The 18530-nt window shown below is 56.9% G+C and carries 18 protein-coding genes and 1 pseudogene; 14 read left to right on the top strand and 5 right to left on the bottom strand.

What is annotated here, in order from left to right:
• Positions 1–27: 27 nt before the first annotated feature.
• Positions 28–1818, bottom strand: a complete 1791-nt coding sequence (locus ACFPPD_RS02290) for an ABC transporter ATP-binding protein (protein WP_209742710.1) — start codon at positions 1816–1818, stop codon at positions 28–30.
• Positions 1819–2047: 229 nt separating this feature from the next.
• Between ACFPPD_RS02290 and ACFPPD_RS02285 the strand changes: the two genes are divergently transcribed.
• The 8 genes from ACFPPD_RS02285 (at position 2048) to ACFPPD_RS02250 (ending at position 8706) form a co-directional block, all read left to right on the top strand.
• Positions 2048–2677: an HD domain-containing protein gene (locus ACFPPD_RS02285; protein WP_209742708.1), complete on the top strand. Its 630-nt coding sequence runs from the start codon at positions 2048–2050 to the stop codon at positions 2675–2677.
• Between the two features lie 16 nt (positions 2678–2693).
• Complete coding sequence (locus ACFPPD_RS02280) at positions 2694–3245, top strand: GNAT family N-acetyltransferase (protein WP_209742701.1); 552 nt, start codon at positions 2694–2696, stop codon at positions 3243–3245.
• On the top strand, positions 3242–4072 hold the full coding sequence (locus tag ACFPPD_RS02275) for a VanW family protein (RefSeq protein WP_209742700.1): 831 nt from the start codon (positions 3242–3244) through the stop codon (positions 4070–4072). The genes ACFPPD_RS02280 and ACFPPD_RS02275 overlap by 4 nt, the downstream gene beginning before the upstream one ends.
• 117 nt (positions 4073–4189) lie before the next feature.
• On the top strand, positions 4190–5473 hold the full coding sequence (locus tag ACFPPD_RS02270; RefSeq protein ID WP_209742698.1) for a stalk domain-containing protein: 1284 nt from the start codon (positions 4190–4192) through the stop codon (positions 5471–5473).
• A 4-nt stretch (positions 5474–5477) separates the two neighbouring features.
• A complete protein-coding gene (locus ACFPPD_RS02265) occupies positions 5478–6506 on the top strand; it encodes a phosphotransferase (RefSeq protein ID WP_209742697.1) in 1029 nt (342 codons plus the stop codon).
• Positions 6507–6597: 91 nt separating this feature from the next.
• Positions 6598–6909, top strand: a complete 312-nt coding sequence (locus ACFPPD_RS02260) for an ArsR/SmtB family transcription factor (protein ID WP_209742695.1) — start codon at positions 6598–6600, stop codon at positions 6907–6909.
• A 91-nt stretch (positions 6910–7000) separates the two neighbouring features.
• A complete protein-coding gene (locus ACFPPD_RS02255) occupies positions 7001–8131 on the top strand; it encodes an NADH:flavin oxidoreductase (RefSeq protein WP_209742693.1) in 1131 nt (376 codons plus the stop codon).
• 143 nt (positions 8132–8274) lie between these two features.
• Positions 8275–8706, top strand: coding sequence for a GNAT family N-acetyltransferase (locus ACFPPD_RS02250; protein WP_209742691.1), 432 nt, complete (start codon positions 8275–8277; stop codon positions 8704–8706).
• 61 nt (positions 8707–8767) lie between these two features.
• Here the strand turns inward: ACFPPD_RS02250 and ACFPPD_RS02245 are convergent, their stop codons facing one another.
• Positions 8768–9145, bottom strand: a complete 378-nt coding sequence (locus ACFPPD_RS02245; RefSeq protein ID WP_209742689.1) for a winged helix-turn-helix transcriptional regulator — start codon at positions 9143–9145, stop codon at positions 8768–8770.
• Positions 9146–9312: 167 nt separating this feature from the next.
• On the opposite strand from ACFPPD_RS02245, the gene ACFPPD_RS02240 reads away from it, so the two are divergent.
• Positions 9313–10491: an MFS transporter gene (locus ACFPPD_RS02240; RefSeq protein ID WP_209742687.1), complete on the top strand. Its 1179-nt coding sequence runs from the start codon at positions 9313–9315 to the stop codon at positions 10489–10491.
• A gap of 53 nt (positions 10492–10544) precedes the next feature.
• On the opposite strand, the gene ACFPPD_RS02235 is transcribed toward ACFPPD_RS02240, so the two are convergent.
• The gene (locus ACFPPD_RS02235; RefSeq protein ID WP_209742685.1) at positions 10545–11927 is read right to left on the bottom strand and encodes an MFS transporter; all 1383 of its coding nucleotides are present in this window, start codon (positions 11925–11927) and stop codon (positions 10545–10547) included.
• Positions 11928–12033: 106 nt separating this feature from the next.
• On the opposite strand from ACFPPD_RS02235, the gene ACFPPD_RS02230 reads away from it, so the two are divergent.
• Positions 12034–12399: an ArsR/SmtB family transcription factor gene (locus ACFPPD_RS02230; protein ID WP_209742683.1), complete on the top strand. Its 366-nt coding sequence runs from the start codon at positions 12034–12036 to the stop codon at positions 12397–12399.
• A gap of 35 nt (positions 12400–12434) precedes the next feature.
• Here the strand turns inward: ACFPPD_RS02230 and fumC are convergent, their stop codons facing one another.
• Together fumC and xerS are read right to left on the bottom strand one after the other, a co-directional pair.
• Complete coding sequence (gene fumC, locus ACFPPD_RS02225) at positions 12435–13823, bottom strand: class II fumarate hydratase (RefSeq protein WP_209742681.1); 1389 nt, start codon at positions 13821–13823, stop codon at positions 12435–12437.
• A 99-nt stretch (positions 13824–13922) separates the two neighbouring features.
• Positions 13923–15005 (bottom strand): tyrosine recombinase XerS, encoded by a 1083-nt coding sequence (gene xerS / locus ACFPPD_RS02220; protein ID WP_209742679.1) that lies wholly within the window; start codon positions 15003–15005, stop codon positions 13923–13925.
• A gap of 103 nt (positions 15006–15108) precedes the next feature.
• On the opposite strand from xerS, the pseudogene ACFPPD_RS02215 reads away from it, so the two are divergent.
• The 4 genes and pseudogenes from ACFPPD_RS02215 to ACFPPD_RS02200 form a co-directional block, all read left to right on the top strand.
• A pseudogene (locus ACFPPD_RS02215) lies at positions 15109–15405 on the top strand (Ohr family peroxiredoxin); the annotation flags it as partial.
• Positions 15406–15638: 233 nt separating this feature from the next.
• Complete coding sequence (locus ACFPPD_RS02210; protein ID WP_209742675.1) at positions 15639–16748, top strand: nitric oxide synthase oxygenase; 1110 nt, start codon at positions 15639–15641, stop codon at positions 16746–16748.
• Positions 16749–16778: 30 nt separating this feature from the next.
• Complete coding sequence (locus ACFPPD_RS02205) at positions 16779–17096, top strand: MTH1187 family thiamine-binding protein (RefSeq protein WP_209742673.1); 318 nt, start codon at positions 16779–16781, stop codon at positions 17094–17096.
• A gap of 28 nt (positions 17097–17124) precedes the next feature.
• On the top strand, positions 17125–18441 hold the full coding sequence (locus tag ACFPPD_RS02200) for a GGDEF domain-containing protein (protein ID WP_209742671.1): 1317 nt from the start codon (positions 17125–17127) through the stop codon (positions 18439–18441).
• Positions 18442–18530 lie beyond the last annotated feature (89 nt).

Genomic DNA, 18530 nt, shown 5'->3' with positions numbered 1-18530 from the left:
TTTAATCGAGTAGGGTCTGTTCGTCGCTTAAATCGCGGCGACCTCCCGGTAGTTCAACTGCTGCTCCGCGAATTCGCGGTAGAGCGAGTGGCTCGAGACGAGCTCGTCGTGCGTGCCGACGCCCGTAACGACGCCCTTCTCGAGGAAGACGAGCCGATCCGCGCCGACGACCGTCGACAACCGATGGGCGATGACGATCGTCGTACGGTCCTTCATCAGGTTGTTGAGCGCGTCCTGAACGACCCGTTCCGACGTACTATCCAGCGCGGACGTCGCTTCGTCGAGCATCAGGATGCGAGGATTGCGCAGCAAAGCGCGGGCGATGGCGATTCTTTGCCGTTGACCGCCGGACAGCTTCATGCCGCGTTCGCCGACCTCGGTATCGTATCCGTTCGGCAATTCCTCGATGAAGCCGTCCGCGTAAGCCATTGCCGCGACTTGCTTCAACTCTTCGTCCGAGACGCCGCGTTCGAGTCCGTAAGCGATGTTGTCGCGGATCGTGCCCGACATAAGCGGGCTTTCCTGAGAAACGTAACCGATCAGGCCGCGCCAATCGCGAAGCGAGAAGCCGTAGATGTCGTAACCGCCATAAGTAACCGAACCTACTTGAGGCTCGTAATAACGCTCAAGCAAGGAGAACAACGTCGTTTTGCCGCTACCGCTAGGTCCGACGAGCGCGGTCACCTTGCCCGCGGGAACGGCGAAGCTGACGCCTTTCAAGATCTCGTCCCCGGCCGCGTATCGGAATCCGACGTTCTCGAAAATGATATCGGCATCCGCGGCGGGAACGGGAACACCGCGATCGTGGTCTTCTTCCTCTTGGCCGAGAATGTCGATCATCCGTTCCGTCGCCCCGATCGCTTTCTGCAACTGGGTGACGAACGCCGTAATCTGGCCGAGAGGCATGACGATCTGGATGAGATACAAGATAAAGGCGACGAGCTCTCCCGCGCTGATCGAGCCGTTAGAGACGCGCAGACCGCCATAGCCGATAATGACGACCATGAGCGCCATGACGACGATGCCCATCAGCGGCGAGATAATCGCTTGGATTTTGCCTTCGCGAACGCCAAGCCCATATAGAGACGTAATGCCGGACTTGCCGCGCGCATACTCGATTCTCTCCGCGTTGGAAGATTTCACGAGCCGCACTTCGGATAACGCTTGGGTGAGCACGGAAGTGAAGTTCGCCGTCTCGTTCTGCATGCTTCGCGATAGATCGTACATTTTCTTGCCGAGGGGCACGAGAACGATCAATGTGAGCGGCACGGCGACGAGAAGCATGAGCGTCATTTGCCAATCGAGCGTGAACAAAATGACGACGGATCCGACGATCGAGATAATGCCTGTAATGAATCCGGACAAATGCTCGGACACGACTTGCTTGACGACGTTCGTGTCGTTCGTGATTCGGCTGATCAGGCCGCCGGTCTCCTCCGAATCGTAACGGGATACCGGCAAGTAGAGCAGCTTGCGCCACAACAGATCGCGAAGACCGGACAGGATTTGCTGTCCGAACTTGTTCAAGAGGTAGATCGATAATCCGCCGGTCAGCGTTTGGGCGATGAATACGCCGACGAGAAGGACGATCTGACCCGGTTCGAGGGAGTCTAACGTAAAGCCGTCGACGAGGCTTTTGGTGAATAGGGGAACGAACAAGCCGACGACCGTCGCGATCAAGCTGAACGTAAGCGCGACTGCGAGCATCGCCATCGACGGCTTTGCTTGACGGATCAAGGAGACGAACGGTCTCCAATTTTTCTTTCCCGGGAATTTCTTGTCGTTCGACCCCGAGTCGGCGGTAGATTCTCTGCTCATAGAAAATGTCCTCGTTTCGTGGGAGTATGGCGATGTTTATTCGGGCTTAACGGTTACGTTCTATTATGAAGTTACGTTCGCGGTAAATCCATCGGTTGCGAGTTTCCCGCTTCACTATCATGAGTGATGGATATGAACTGAATATGAACGGAAAGCGGACGCTCGCGATTTCATGCTACAATGTTGAAAAATAGAAGCGTTCGATAGAGGACGCGGGGAGTTGGCGAGAATGACGAAACCGACGGACAACTGGCTCGGAGACGAGAAGCTGAGCGGACAATTGGCGTTCCTCGCGGAAATAGACAAGCTAAAGAACGTGTTGCGCAAAACATTCCTGATGGATCGAAGCCGGCACGAGAATACGGCCGAGCATAGCTGGCACGTCGCGGTTATGGCGATGCTCTTGCTTGAACACGCGAACGACGGGACGATCGATCTGAATCGAACGATTCGGATGCTGCTTCTGCACGACATCGTCGAGATCGACGCCGGCGATACGTTCGCTTACGACGTTCAAGGCTACGCCGACAAAGAAGAACGGGAGAACGCCGCGGCGAACCGGTTGTTCGGCATGTTGCCGGAGGCGCAGAAGGACGAGTGGATCTCGCTATGGCGCGAATTCGAAGAAGGATCGAGCCCGGAAGCGGTCTATGCGGCGGCGTTGGACCGACTGCAGCCGGTCATTCATAACTACTACACGGGCGGCGTCAGTTGGCGCGCCAACGGCATCGTTCGTTCGCAGGTGCTCAAGCGGTTAGCGCCCGTGCGCGACGCATCGGACAAGCTGTGGGCGTTCGCGCAAGAAATCATACAGAAGTCGATCGACCAAGGCCTTCTGAAAGACGATCCGAAAGAATAATGAAGGAGATGATCCCGTGTCGAGATTGTTGGGTGGCCGCATCATGCTCCGGGAATACAGGAAGGACGATTTGCCGTGGATTCGCAAATGGGTGAACGACCCGAACATCGTCGAACACTTGTCCGATATTTTCCTGTATCCCCATGCCGAGCAATCGACGGAGGCGTTCCTCGACGCCATGCTGGCAGGGGACGAAGACAGCAGAGGGTTCGTCATCGCCGATCTCCGCACCGAGGCTTATATCGGACAGATTAATCTGGATTCGATCGATTGGAAAAACCGCGTAGGCAAAGTCGGCATCGTCATCGGCTCGACGGACGACTTCGGCCAAGGCTACGGCACGGAGGCGATGCGGCTGTTGGTCGACTTCGCTTTCCTCGAGATGAATTTGAACCGGCTGGAGCTCGAAGTGTACGAATTCAACGAACGCGCCATCCGTAGCTACGTCAGCAGCGGGTTCAGGGAAGAAGGACGGTTGCGGGAACGGTTCTATAAAAAGGGACGCTACGTCGACGTCGTGCAGATGGGCGTTCTGAAGTCCGACTGGAAGGCGGCGCGACAAGGATGACGATGCCCGAATTGAGACCGATCCCGCGTTCGCCTCTCAGGCTGAAGGCGGGAAAGTGGGCGTACACGGGAAGACGATATTTGGAATGGCTGTTCGGAGGCGTCAAGTTCGCGAAGACGAGAAGCGGGACGGCTTTGCCGTTCGGAACGGCCGCCCATCGCACGCCGCTTCTTCGCGAGCTTTCCAATACGGACATGCAGCTGCAGCGCAACAAAATCGTGAATTTGTCCGTAGCCGTTCCCCGGCTGCACGGGCTTCTTCTGCGTCCCGGCGAGACGCTGTCCTATTGGCGGCTGATCGGCAAACCGACGCGCCGGAAGGGCTACGTCGACGGCATGGTGCTATTCTGCGGGGAAGTCCGCTCCGGCATCGGCGGCGGGTTATGCCAATTGTCCAACTTGATCTATTGGATGACGCTTCATACGGAGCTGACCGTAACGGAAAGGCACCGTCACAGCTACGACGTGTTTCCCGATTCGGGACGGACGCAACCGTTCGGCAGCGGGGCGACATGCGCTTACAATTACCGGGATTTGCGGATCGAGAACCGCACGAACGCGACTTATCAACTTCGCGTATGGATGGATGACGGGCAATTGCGAGGCGAATGGCTTTCGGATCAGCCGCGCAGATATACGTACGAAGTCAAGGAACGCGACCATCGCATCACGTCCGAGCCTTGGGGAGGTTACGTCCGCCATAACGTGCTTTATCGCGACGTATTCGCGCTAGACGGGGAACGGATAAAGACCGAAGACGTTACGGCTAACCATGCGCTTATGATGTACGCGCCTTTGCTTCGCGAAGTAGCGGATAGAGTTCGATGACCATAAAGATTATCTATAACGCCGTCCATAGGACGACGTTTTTTTGTTCCGCGAGTCTTCGCCGTGATATAATTCTCCTATTCTATTAATCTATTATCCACAAATTAGGAGAACAACATGAACAAATGGATCAAACCGTCGCTCGTCTCACTCGTCGCCGCAACGTTTGCCGTCAGTCCGTTGGCCTCTTGCGACACCGTTCGCGCGGCGCCCGCGCAGCCCGTCATTCAAGTCGTCTTGGACGATGTTCCCTTATCGTTAGGATCCAGACCGGTTATCATCAACAATTCGACGATGGTTCCTTTTCGCTCGTTCGCCAAAGCTCTCGGCATTGACGTCGTGTGGGAGACGAAAACGAAATCCGTGCTCGCCGAAGCACCGGTTAACGGAGTCGTTCGGAAAATCGTTCTGACGCTCGGCAAGAAACAAGCGCTCGTCGACGGCAAGCCCGTCGCCATAACGGTCGCTCCCGTCATCGTCGACCAACAGACGTATATCCCGTTATCGTTCTTCGGCTCCCAATTCGGCGCTACGGCCGCTTGGAACGGGACGACGAAGACGGTCAGCATCGTCTCTCAGAGAAAAGCGATGCATCTTCGCGCGTTCTACGCGCTGAAATCGTACCCGCAGCGTGCGCGGATTCCCGCCATGGATTCGGTCGCGTTCGGTTGGAGCCGAATCGACTCGAACGGGGAACTGACGCTGGAAGGCGCGGAATATTACTGGCCGGAAGCGGCTGGCGAGGATACGCCCGAAGCGATCGTTCGCGGATCGGCGGATGCTGGGGCCGATCCGTACTTGATGGTCTATGCTGTAGACGGCAAGGGAGAGTTGACGAAGATGCTGAGCGATGCGGCGCTAGTCGCCAAGTCGATCGACAACATCGTTCGTCTCGTCTCGGACAACGGGTTCGCGGGCGTTCAGTTGGATTACGAAGGACTTGGCTTGAATCTGGATGCCGCAAGCCAACAGAAGCTACTAAACGATTACGCCAAGCTTCTGTCCGACAGGCTGAAGGAGAAGCAAATCAAGCTCAGCCTCGCCGTGCCGCCGCCGAACGGCAGCTACAAGGGCTACGATTACAAAACGCTTGCGACGCTCGCGGACGATCTCGTGCTTATGGCGTACGATTACAATCCGAAGGGAACCACACCGGACCGTACGCCGGAACCGAACGCGAAAGTCGTCGCCGCCATCGAGCAAACCTTGCAAGCGGGAGTGCCCGCGAACAAGCTCATTCTCGGCGTTAGCCTATGGAACGAATCGACGTCGACGGTCGACGATAAGCTCGGCCTGGCGAAACGTTACGGCCTGAAAGGAGCATCGTTCTGGCGGTTGACATTCTATAACGACGCATTCGCCGTAGCGATCGACAAAACGGCGTTCAAAATAGGGGAGTAAACGCATGTTCAAGCAAGCGTTAAAGCATTATTTTCCGGAAAGCTCATGGACGATCGAAGAAGGGGCTTCCGGCTGGAACAATACGACGCGTTACGTGAAGGCGGACGGCAAACGCTGGGTGCTGAGGGTATACGAGACGCATAAGGATCCAAGCAAAGTCCGGTTCGAACACGAACTGCTGCTGGCACTGAACGGACTCGAGTTGCCATTCCGCGTTCCGCAGCCGATCCTCGCGACGAATGGGCAATCATACGTCTTATTGGAAGACGGGACGGACAGATTGGCCTGTCTCTTTCCTTATATCGAAGGCGAGCGTCCGCAAGAGAACGACCCGGGTATCGCCTATCGGCTGGGCAAGGCTTCCGGTCGGCTGAGCGTGGCATTGCGAGGACTGACCGTAACGACGCCGTCTTCGTATCCTCCTTACTACGAGATGGATTCGGCCCACCCTCAAGCCGGCGCAAGCAAAGTCGAAGCGTTTTGCGTAAGTGCCCCGGAACCATTCGAACGTCTCCGGGAGCCGCTGTCGCGCATCGGAGACGAGCTGCGGCGATTCCGCGAACGGTTACCCGAACTGCGGTCATTGCCTCATCAGCTCATCCATGGCGACATTAATTGCTCGAACGCGCTCGCCGGAGGGAAAAACGGCCGTGAGATCGCCGCAATCCTTGACTTTGAATTTGGAACTTGGGATTTGCGCGCGATGGAATTCGCCGTTCTCGTCGCCGGTTATATGAACGAAGAGGAAAGCGGGACCGAGGCGGCCGCGATCGGTTCGTGCGTCGAACCGTTGCTGAAGGGCGCGGGGGAGGAAATCAAGCTGGAGCGGGCGGAAGCGTCCGCGATCCCGCTTCTCGTCAAGCTGCGTATGCTGGACGTGTTCCTGCACTTCCTCGGACGATACTGGGACGGCGTCGACGGCGCGGATGTGCTGGAGGAACAGATTACATCCGTCGGCAAAGGGCTGAAGTCGCTCGCTCGCGCGGATGGCGAATTGTCTCGCTTGTGCATGCGTTATTTATTTGAAAATTAACGACATTAATGACCGGTGCGTCGAATGTTGCAAAATAACCGATTGTTCCGCTGGGTATTTACATATCTATAAAAATAGATATAATTAGCGCATGGATACTTTATCGATGATCAAAGCGCTATCGAACGAGACGAGATTCCGCATATTGGAGTGGTTGAAGGAACCGGAGAAGCATTTCGGATCCTCGAGCGTCATGCATTCGGATTGCGACTTCGCGGGCGGAGTCTGCGTCGGTTCGATCGCGGAGAAGTCGGGGCTAGCGCAATCGGTCATCTCCGGTTATTTGGTCAAGATGCAACGCTCGGGCCTGCTCGAATCGAAGCGGCATTGCCAGTGGACGTATTACCGCCGCGACGAGAAAGGAATAGAAGCGTTAAAAGAAGCCATTCTAAAGGAGCTGTAGCCGGCGGAATGGATTCTTTTTTTGAAAAGTTATATCTGTTTTTATAGATATATAGAAAAGACCGAATAGATCTAACCTTGGAGGGATTGGAATGGGAAATCAACCATCGCCGGTATCCGGCAAATCAAACGCGAAGTCGTTGTTCGAGCCTTTTACGCTGGGGACGTTGACGCTGCAAAACCGGGTCGTCATGGCGCCGATGACGCGCAGCTTCTCCCCGGAAGGCGTGCCGGGAGATAATGTTGCCGGGTATTACAGGCGCCGAGCCGAGAACGGCGTTGGATTGATCGTGACGGAAGGGACGTTGATTAACCATCCCGCGGCGACGAACGATCCGAGTATACCGAATTTCCACGGAGAACGGGCGTTGAAAGGGTGGAAGAAGGTCGTCGAGGAAGTCCATGCGGCCGGAGGCAAAATCTTCCCGCAATTATGGCACGTCGGCATGACGCGTAAGAACGGGGCGCAACCGCATCCTGAGGCTCCGTCGATCGGACCTTCGGGCTTGAACTTGGCCGGCGAACCGGTGAACGAGCCGATGACGCCGGAAGAAATCCGCTCGATCGTGAGCGCCTTCGCGCAAGCGGCGGCCGACGCGAAACGGATCGGCTTCGACGGGATCGAGCTTCACGGCGCCCACGGCTACTTGATCGATCAGTTCTTGTGGGAACAGACGAACAAGCGGACGGACGAATACGGGGGCAATCTCGTCGCACGCACGAAGTTCGCGGCCGATATTATTCGCGCCTGCCGCGAAGCGGTCGGCCCCGACTTCCCGATCCAATTGAGGCTTTCCCAATGGAAATCAGGCTATTTCGACGAGAAACTCGCCAAAACCCCGGAACAATTGGCGCAATTGCTTCAACCGCTCGTCGATGCGGGCGTCGATATTTTCCATTGCTCGACCCGACGCTTCTGGGAACCGGAATTCGAAGGTTCTTCGCTTAACTTCGCGGGCTGGGTGAAGAAACTGACGGGCAAACCGACGATCTCGGTCGGCTCCGTCGGGCTCGACCAAGAGTTCACGAGCGCGTTCCGCGGGCAGGCCGCGGGGAATTCGGATATCGGCGAGCTTCTCGAACGCCTGAACGACAAGGAATTCGATCTTGTCGCGATCGGTCGCGCCCTGCTCGTCGATCCGGCGTGGGCTGCCAAGATCCGCGAAGGCCGTTACGACGAAATCTTGCCTTTCACGCCGGCGGCGTTATCGACGTTGAGCTGACGGGAAGGGTATGTAAGATGAGAGCCATCCTCACGGATGGCTCTTTATCGTTCGTAATCGTTGCCTGAACTAGCGCTCCCATGTAAGATAGGGACATAGGTTTTCCGCACGACCGCTTACAGAAGAAGGAGCAGGACTGTCGCATGAACATCAAAGTACGTTTCGCCGACTTGAAGGATATCGCCGCGATCGCGGACATGGACGGCGGCTTATCGACCGCGCAGCTCATCTGGAAGCTGCAGCATAAAGAAATCATTATCGCGATATCGAAACCGGAGGGGCGGGCGATCGGCTTCATCCGTTTGGAGTATTTGTGGTCGAAGCAGCCTTATATCAGCCTTATCCGCGTCATTCCGGACGAACAACGCAAAGGGGTAGGTAAGAAGCTGCTGGCGTTCGCGGAGAGCTTCCTCGCCGGACGCGGCCTAACGAAGCTATATAGCTCGTCGCAAGAAGACGAAGCCGAACCGCAGCAATGGCACCGGCACGTCGGATTTACGGAATGCGGAATCATTAATGGCATTAATGATGGCGTCGGAGAAGTGATGTTCGTTAAATCACTGCCCGCCGGATAAAGCAAAGCGCCCGCTTCTTCGCGAAGCCTGGCGCTTTTTTCTTGCGAGTCGAGGGCGACGTTCAAGAAAGAGACGACGAAGATGAAGGTTTGCCCCATTTGTTCGCCCATTTGTCCATCTCCTTGAGCACGTCTTGGAAGTCGACGCCGCTATCGGTCAACGAATATTCGACGCTGACCGGAACGGTCGGGAACACCTCGCGCTTCACAACGCCTGCTTGCTCCAATAGCCGCAACGTGTCCGTCAGCGATTGGGTGGCGATCCGTTGCGTGTTGCGTTGCAGTTGCTTGAATCGGGTAGGGCCTTTGCTTAGCTCCGCGATTACGGGGAACGCCCATTTTGATCCGAGTATGATCAGCGCGTTGCAAATGTGAGGATAGGGTGCCGCCGCTTCTTCGCTAGAGGCGGAAGGATCTATTGCCGCTTGCAGTTTTCTCATCGCGTTCCCTCCCTCGCTATACAATATATAGTAGGTCATATACTTCGTGTTACGTCAATTTCTTTTGCCTTCTTACATTATGTAAGTAGATCCCTTAATATGTCAATCAAGAGGAGCGGATCGTACATTCGCGACTTGGAACTTAGACATCGAAAGGGATGGGGAAGATGGCTAGAATAGGTATTTTGTTATTGACATTGGGAGCGTTCGTCACGGGAACGGCGGAATTGATCGTCGTCGGCATTCAGCAACGGATCGCGGACGACTTGAACATTACGATCGGAATGGCGGGCCAATTCGTCTCCGCGTTCTCGCTGGCGTTCGCGATAGGCACGCCGATCGTTATCTCCATAACGTCCAGGTTACCCCGCAAGCAACTTCTCGTCTACGCGTTGGCGTTGTTCGCTGCAGGTTCCGCCGCCTCGTTCTTTAGTACGACGTTCGTCCCGATGTTGATCGCGAGAGCCGTCGTGGGCTTAAGCGCCGGCGTCTTTACGGTCGTCGCGTTCGGCTCCGCCTCCAAGCTCGTTCCCGCGGACCGGATCGGGAAGGCGGTCGGCACCGTATCGCTCGGAATCAGCACGTCGATGGTCGTCGGGGTGCCTGCCGGTATCGCCATCACGGACGCCCTCTCGTGGCAAGCGGCATTCGGCTCGTTGGCGGTTCTCGCCGTTCTCTCGTTGCTGCTCGTCCTCAAGTATTTACCGGATATCGAGGGAGATCGGCAAGTTCCGTTCCGCGAGCAATTCCGCGTGCTGCGTAACCCCGTCATCGCGATCGGGATGATCGCTTCCTTCTTCTTCAGCTCCGGTTTCTCGTCTCTCTATAGCTACATTACGCCGTACGTTCGAACGGTTCTGCATTTTAGCGTATCGCAAGCTTCGGCCATGATGGCGGCTTTCGGCATCGCAAGCGTGCTCGCTTCCCGGATGGGCGGCGCGTGGGCGGACCGATGGGGAACGTCCCGTACGATCTACGCCGGGTTGATCGGCGGCATTGTCTCTATGGCCATTCTTCAAGGGCTGCCCGATTTCTCTAAGACCGGTACCGCTTTGTTATTGATTTGGCTCTTCTCGATGAGCGTCGCGATTCCGGCTATCCAAACGTTCTTCATCCGGCAATCCCCGGGCTTTTCGAACCTGGTGTTAGGCTTGAACACGTCGGTGCTGCACTTGGGCGTCGCAGCGGGAGCCGGCATCGGAGGCGCGTTCGCCGAATCGTCTTCATCTGTCGCGCATCATCCGTCGGTCTCGGCGGCCGCGGCATTGCTCAGTCTGACGATGGCGGTTATCGCGGTACGCCGCTCCGGATCGAAGACGTCGGCCGACGCGAAAGAAGCGACCTAATAGGCCGCTTCCATTCGTGAATCGATCGTGACGGGAGATCGGGGGCGCTTCGTTTAAGCGGCTACCGACTGGGCGACGCGGGAACGCGAGCGCAAGTAATGTAGGACGCACAATAGCGATAACGCGACGATGACCGCGAGCCCCCAGTAGATGTTGCTGTAGGCATGGGAAAGCTTGAATTCCTTCTGCCAGCCGACCGCGGTCGCCGACATCGCGACGCCGAAAGCTCCGCTGAAAAATTGCAGCAGCTGCAGAAGTCCAAGTCCGGAACCGATCTGCTTCGGCGGCAAGATGCGCGACATTTCGTTCGATACGCTGCTCGTGATGAACGTGAATCCGACGCTAAGCAGAATGTAGATGAATGAGATGGCCGCGTAACCCGCTCCGTCGAACAGCGCGAACAAGATGACGGCCAAGAGCACGAGCAGAGGGACGTAACGGATAATCGGCAGGTTGCCCTTGCGATCGATAATCCGCCCGACGCGCGAGGAGATGAGCATCGATAACAACGATCCGGGGAAAATGACGAACCCGGCTTCGATGGCGCTTAACCCGTATTGCTTCACGAGAAGCTGAGGCATGAGGTACAACGTCGAGAAGCTGCACAAGTAAGCCGCGATGCCGACTGCGCTCAAGGATAAGTAAGGCCTGTTCGCGAAGAGGGCTGGCAAGACAAATGGAGAGGCCGCCATCCGGATGCGGACGACGAACAAGAGAATGGCCGCGATACCCCCGAGCAGCGCGATCCAGGAATGATTCGTCAGGAACAACAGCAGTCCGGTCGTTCCGACGCCGGACAGAAGAGCGCCGAGAGCGTCGAAGGAACCTCGAACCGGTTTCTCGCGGGGAACGGTCACCAGGAAGAAGGGAACGAGAACGAGCGTCGCCGCGGTGACGAGGAACAAGTCGTGCCAGCCTAAGTATTCGACGATGGCGCCGCCCGCGACGGGACCCAATCCTAAGCCGAGAGCGGCGGCGGACATGATCGTCGCCATCGCTTTGCCACGGCGTTCCAGCGGCACGTATCGGGAGCAGATAACGAGAGCCAAGGCGGGGATCGAACCCGCGCCGGACGCTTGAACGAACCGAACGGCGAGCAGCATCGCGTAGCTATCGACGAAATAACCGATGATCGCGGCGAGGCTGAGCGACAAGATGCCGACGATGAGCAGCCGGTGGATCGGCACGAAGTCCGACAGCCTGCTGTACGTGATCGACGAGATGGCGAAGATAATCGAGTACCCCGTGACGATCCACGACGTGGCGACCGCGCTTAACTCGTAGGCTTTCGCGACATCGGGCAGGGCGAAGTTAAACATCATCGTATTCATGATGACAAGGACGACCGAGACGCCGAGCAAAGCGATCAGTAACCCTTCCCTACGGGAAACCGATCGGTCAGGGGCAAGGGATGTCGTGTTTGTTGGGTTGGACATGCATGGACCACTCCTCTATGTTCTATTGTTCGATTGTAATCGAACAATTGGAATATAACACGGAGTATGGTAAAATGCAATCATTGACAGCGAAAGGGGACACACCATGAAAATTCTCCATCATCCGGACAGAGACGAGTTGCATTTATCTTCCGTGCTCTACGCGTTAAGCGACCCCATTCGGCTATTCATCGTATCGGAAGTCAGGAAGGCGGGGGAGAGATCCTGCGGCGACATCTGCGTTCCCGTCGTCAAGTCGACGTTATCCCATCACGCCCGCACGCTGCGCGAGTGCGGAGTCGTGAACACACGCGTTCAAGGCACGCTCAGGCTGTTGTCGCTTAGGGAAGCGGATTTGGAATACCGGTTTCCAGGATTGCTACACGCTATCTTAGACGCATATGAGAAGTCCGACGATAAAATAACCGTCGACGATCTCGCCCGGCAAGAGGAAGAGGCCAAGCCGCGTTAATCTCGCACTTCGCCTTTTCTTTGTGAGTAACCCGTTTAGCTAGGGAAAATCATCTTTTCCGGTCTTACGACTTCGTCGAATTTCTCTTCCGTGATCAAGCCGCTCTTCAAGGCGGCTTCTTTGAGCGTGAGCCCTTGCGCGTGCGCCGTCTTCGCGATCGTGGCGGCATTCTCGTAGCCGATATACGGATTGAGTGCCGTAACCAGCATCAGAGAGCGGTCCAGGTGCGACTTGATAGCGGCTTCGTTCGCTTCGATGCCGACGGCGCAATGGTCGTTCCAAGATCGGATCGCTTCCGCCAGCAAAGTCGCCGATTGCAGGAAGTTGTAAACGATGACCGGCTTGAACACGTTCAGCTCGAAGTTGCCTTGGCTGGCAGCGAAACCGATCGTCGCGTCGTTACCCATTATCTGGGCGACGACCATCGTCAGCGCTTCGGATTGGGTCGGGTTTACTTTGCCCGGCATGATCGAGCTGCCCGGTTCGTTCGCGGGAATCGTAATTTCGCCGATTCCGCTGCGAGGCCCGCTGGCGAGCCATCTGACATCGTTGGCGATCTTCATCAGATCCGCGGCGAGCGCCTTGAAAGCGCCGTGCGCGTGAACGAGTTCGTCGTGGCTCGTTAAGGCGTGGAATTTGTTGTCCGCCGAGACGAATTTCTTGCCGCACAGCTCGCCGAGCTTGGCGGATACGCGCGCGCCGAACTCGGGATGCGCGTTGATGCCGGTGCCGACCGCGGTCCCTCCGATGGCGAGTTCCCTGAGGTATTCCGCGCTATCCCGAATCATCCGGGAACACTTGTCCAGCATGGCGACCCAGCCGCCGATTTCTTGGCCGAGCGTCAGCGGCGTCGCGTCCTGAAGATGGGTTCGTCCGATTTTGATGATGCCGGCGAACTGTTCGCTTTTCTTCGCGAGCGTGCTTCTAAGCAATTCGACGGCGGGCAACACCCGGTCCTCGACGGCGATGAGCGCCGCGACGTGCATCGCGGTCGGGAACGTATCGTTGGAGCTCTGGGACTTGTTGACGTCGTCGTTCGGATGGACGCGCTCTCCGGTTACGCCTTGCTCGTCCAGCAGCGCGTTCGCCCGAAACGCGATCACTTCGTTCACGTTCATGTTCGATTGCGTTCCGCTACCCGTCTGCCAGACGGCGAGAGGGAAGTTGTCGTCCCAACGGCCGCCGATCACTTCGTCCGCCGCCGCGACGATCGCGTTCGCCTTGGCGTCGCTCAGCTTGCCGAGCTCGCGGTTGACGATAGCCGCGCTTTTCTTGAGCAAGGCGAAGACGCGAATGAGTTCCGGCGGCATTTTCTCCGAGCCGATCCTGAAGTTGTCCAAGCTCCGCTGCGTCTGCGCGCCCCAAAGCTTATCGGACGGGACGCGGATCTCCCCGATTGAATCCTTCTCGATGCGATAGTCCATCGGAACCCCTCGACTTTCGGCATAAGTTCGGACTGAAGCCGTTCGCTTAGTAGCATATTACGACGGTTGCGAAATTAAACATGCCGACTCCGCTTTCGCCTATTCGTCCTTGCGCCGGTCGATCGCTTCCGCCATTGTCTTGTCGGTCAGATGGGCGTAGATTTGCGTCGTCTCCGGGGAAGCGTGGCCGAGCTGCTCCTGCGTTTTGTACAGGTCGTTGCTCATGTAGTAATCGGTCGCGAACGAATGACGCAGCTTGTGAACGGAAAGATAAGGCTTGCCGAATCGCTTGGCGTACTTGATGACCATCTCCTGAATGGCTCGCTTCGTCATGCGCGAACCTTCTTTCTTGCCGTTGGCGATGGCGAGGAACAACGCTTTCTCCCGCTTGGGCGCTTTATAACGCGTCTCGCGAAGGGCGAGATACGTCTCCAGGTCGGCGATCGCGTCTTGCCGGAAGTAGACGGGCGTCTTGAACGTGTCGTCGTTCTTGCCTTTGCGGTACACGTACACGAGCTTCTTCTTGAAGTCGACGTCGTCGCCGTTCAAGTTCACGAGCTCGGACACCCGCAGGCCGGAATTGAGAATGAGACTGACGATGCAGCAATCCCGCACGCTGTTCAGCTCGTGGGCGTATATCGCTTGCTTGTTGGCCGCGACGTCGTGGGCGTAGTCTTGTTTAATGTAGTTAATGAATTCGATGATTTCTTGTTCCTGCAGCAACTTGCCTTCGAGCTTAGCGGCCGTGTCCTTCGGTTTGTGCGTGCGTTTGATCGACACTTTGGCCATGACGTTGCGCTTGAGAAGAGGGTAAAATTCGTCGTCTTCCGCGATCTGGCTCAAATAGTGGAACAGCGAACGGAGGGAGCTCAGCTTGCGCGATATCGTCGTTCGCGTATTGGCGTTGTCCCTCTTCGTCGCCAGGAACATCCGGAAGTTGTCGACGCTGTCCATATGAAGCTTCTCCAGATCGACGAGCGGGATTTCGGTGATTTTATCTGCGGAAGTGAGTCCTTCTGCCTTGAGCCACGACAGGAACGTCTCGTAATCCCTGACGTATTCGAGCAGGGAGGAGGGAGACAAGTCCGGCAGCTTATAGTTGATGAATTTCTCGACGTACCACGGCATGCCCGGAATGCGCCGGTCGAGCTCGATGCGGTCTTTCTTTTTCTGAAGGTTCATGCGGCGATTCCCCTTGTCGTGCCGAGATGAAGTCAACTCGATTATAGCAAATCCGCGGGTGCTAATGCTTGGTAATTGACAAGAAAGAGGAGGAGGGGGAGGACACGCGACCAGTCCCGAACAATTGTTCGCCGCGGGATACGCCGTCTGCTTCGATAGTGCTTTGAAGCTGGTCATCCGCACGAAAAAGATCCAAACCCGAAGGCACGCAAGTGACCGCGCACGTTTCGATCGGCAAGACGCGGACGGCGGCTTCGCGCTGGCGGCGAGAATCGACGCGGCCGTATTCGGCGTCTCGCCCGAAGTGGCGGATGAACTAGTGGCCGCCGCGCACCAAGTGTGCCCGTATTCGAAAGCAACCAGAGGGAACATTCCCGTAGAACTTAACATCGTCGCGTAAGAGAGTAGCGATCGAATAGCGCGTTAGGCGAGTTCGCCTCGTTGGCGGGCTCTTTTGCGTTTACGCGTTATTTTAGCTGGGGTTATTCGGCAATGCGGTCCGCGAGGGCTGCGTTGTTGCAATTTTGTGACGCGCTTCGTTCGGATGACGAATTTTGGTACAATGGGTTCATGAGGCGCTCGGTCAACATTTTTACATAACTATAGTTATGTCAACCAAATGGGGAATCGCAAATGATTAATGTCGTAAATGATATTTCGATCGAAGAAGAGGCGCTGTCGTTCATTCGATTGTTTTACGAAGAAACCGGCCGTTCGGCATCGGAAATGATTCATCGGTTGGAATACGTGCGCGCTTCCGTGGGAGAAACCGGCACGTATTCGCATACGTCGGAAGAGCTGACTTTCGGAGCCAAGGTCGCTTGGCGCAACAACGCCAAATGCATAGGGAGATTGTTCTGGGACTCGCTCGAGGTCATCGATCGCCGTCAAGCCCGCACGGAAGACGACATTGCCGAGGCGTCGTTCGCCCACATCGCGTTCGCGACGAACGAAGGGCGCGTTCGCCCGACGATTACGGTGTTCCGCCCCGAGAATCACGGGTCGGGCGACGAAACGATCCGCATCTGGAACCATCAACTCGTTCGTTATGCCGGCTACAGGAAAGAAGACGGCAGCATCATCGGCGATCCCGCGTCGGTCGATTTCACCGAGCAATGCCTGCGGCTCGGTTGGAAGGGTAAAGGCACGAAATACGACGTGTTGCCGCTCGTCGTCCGGATCGGAGACCGGGAGCCGCGTCTGTTCGAATTGCCGGCGATTCTCGTGAAAGAAGTCGAACTCGTTCACCCGAATAACCGTTCGTTCGACGAGCTCGGCCTGCGTTGGTACGGCGTGCCGATTCTATCGGACATGGCGCTGGAGATCGGAGGCATACGCTATACGGCCGCACCGTTCAACGGCTGGTACATGGGCACCGAGATCGGGGCCCGTAATCTGGCGGACGCCGACCGATATAACGAGTTGCCCCGGGTCGCGGACGCGTTCGGGTTCGACCGTTCCACGAACGCGAGCTTGTGGAAAGACCGCGCGCTCGTCGAGTTGAACGCGGCCGTCATCCATTCGTACAAGGCGAACGGTTTCAGCATCGTCGACCATCACACGGCGGCCGAACAATTCATGAGGTTCGCGAAGCGCGAGCAAGACAACGGCCGCGACGTGAACGCCCGTTGGTCTTGGCTCGTCCCGCCGATGTCGCCGGCCGCGACGCCGGTCTGGCATCAAGCCGAATTGACCGAGAAGCGTGTCCGTCCGGATTACGTGGCGCAATCGCGCCCTTACTAATCGTTGTTTCGTAGAGAGGCGGAATGAGGAATGGCAATCGCTCAAGTCACGATCGTGCCGCTCGGCACCGGAACGCCTAGCGTCGGCGATTACGTCGCGGCCGTTCACCGCGTGCTGGAACAAGCGGGAGACAAGGTGAAGTTTCAATTGACGCCGATGAGCACGATCATCGAAGGCGAGCTCGACGATCTGCTCGCCTTCGTGCGCCGCATGCACGAAGTGCCGTTCGAGAATGGAGCGTTACGCGTGTCTACGACTTTGACGATCGACGATCGAAGGGATAAAGTCGGTACGATGGAGCAAAAAATGCGCTCCGTCGAGAGCAAGCTGAATCACTCGCGAGAATAAATCGTCGTTCCGGAGAGGGAGAAAGCTCATGCAGATCAAAATCGGAATCATCGGCACGGATGCGATCGTGAACCGCATCTTGAGAGTGCTGAAGTCTTTCCCGACTTTCTTGCCTTTAGCGCGAATCGCCGACCGGGAGAGCGACGTGCTGCGAGCCGCGGAGGAACTCGGAGCGGAAGCGGAAGTGTTGCTCTTGTCCGGCCCGATTTCCCATCGCGCGGTCAAACACGGCGCGACGCTGTCCGTTCCCGTTCACTACGTGCCGCTTACGGGCGCGGGCCTATATAAGGCGCTCTTCAGCGCATTCCGCGCGGGGCGCCTCGATGTCGGCGTCTCGGTCGATTCCCTGACGAAAGCAATGGTCGCGAGAACGTTAGCCGACCTCGGCTTGGAACATACGCGGGTCGTCGTCTACGACGGTCCCGCTTACTCTTCGCCCGACAAGCTTGTCGCGTTCCATCGCCAGTTGGCCGAATCGGGCCATTGTTCCGTCGCGCTCACGGGCGTGGAGCAGGCGGCCGAACAGCTCGGACGGTTCGCCGTCCCGAACGAATGGATCGTGCCCTCGGACCAGGACATCATCGTCACGCTGGAGCGCGCGCTTCTGTCGACGGAATCCCGGCGGGGAAAGGAGTCGCAGATCGTCGTCGGCATGATCAACGTGGACGACTTCGGCAAGCTCGCCATGCGAAGAACGAACGAGCACGAGGTGCAGAAGCTGAAGCTGGACATTCACCGGATGGTACTCGATTACGTCGAGTCGCTCGACGGTTATTTGACTTCGCTCGGCGGTGACGAATATTTGTTCTTCACGACGCGGGGCATCTTCGAGAGGGAGACGAGCGGATACAAGACGATCCCGTTAGCGAAAGACGCGAATAAGTCTTACGGCTTATCGCTCAGCGTCGGCATCGGCTTCGGCGCTTCCGCCAACGACGCGGGCACGAACGCGAGAAGCGCGCTGCGCAAAGCGAAAGAAGCGGGAGGCAACGCCTGCTTCATCGTCCGCGAGGACGCGACGCTGATCGGACCCTTGGAGATGGCGGACCCCGTGCAATCGATCTTGTCGCCAACGGACGCGTCGCTTATCAAGCAAGCGGAAGACGCCGGCATGACGAGCGCTTATTTGAGCAAGCTGCTGCACCATATGGCGCGATTCAACAAGTACGAGTACAAGGTGCACGAACTGGCGGCGATGCTTAACATTACCATACGTAGCGCGCACCGGTTGCTGCTCATGTGGATCGACGGCGGACTCGTGGACATCGCGGGCTACGAGAAGGTGCCGAAGGGCCGTCCGCGGCAAATTTACCGATTCACTTTTTTGATGGACAAGTCTCTCTAGCTTTTTTGACAACATATAAAGACGATATAAAGACCTGTCCTTTAATCCTTCGCCGCCGTATGCTTATGTTGAAGCACGACGACGAAGGG

Origin of the sequence: Cohnella suwonensis (genome assembly GCF_042655365.1) — a bacterium.
Lineage (GTDB): Bacteria > Bacillota > Bacilli > Paenibacillales > Paenibacillaceae > Cohnella > Cohnella suwonensis.
This window is presented reverse-complemented; position numbering and strand designations above follow the sequence as displayed.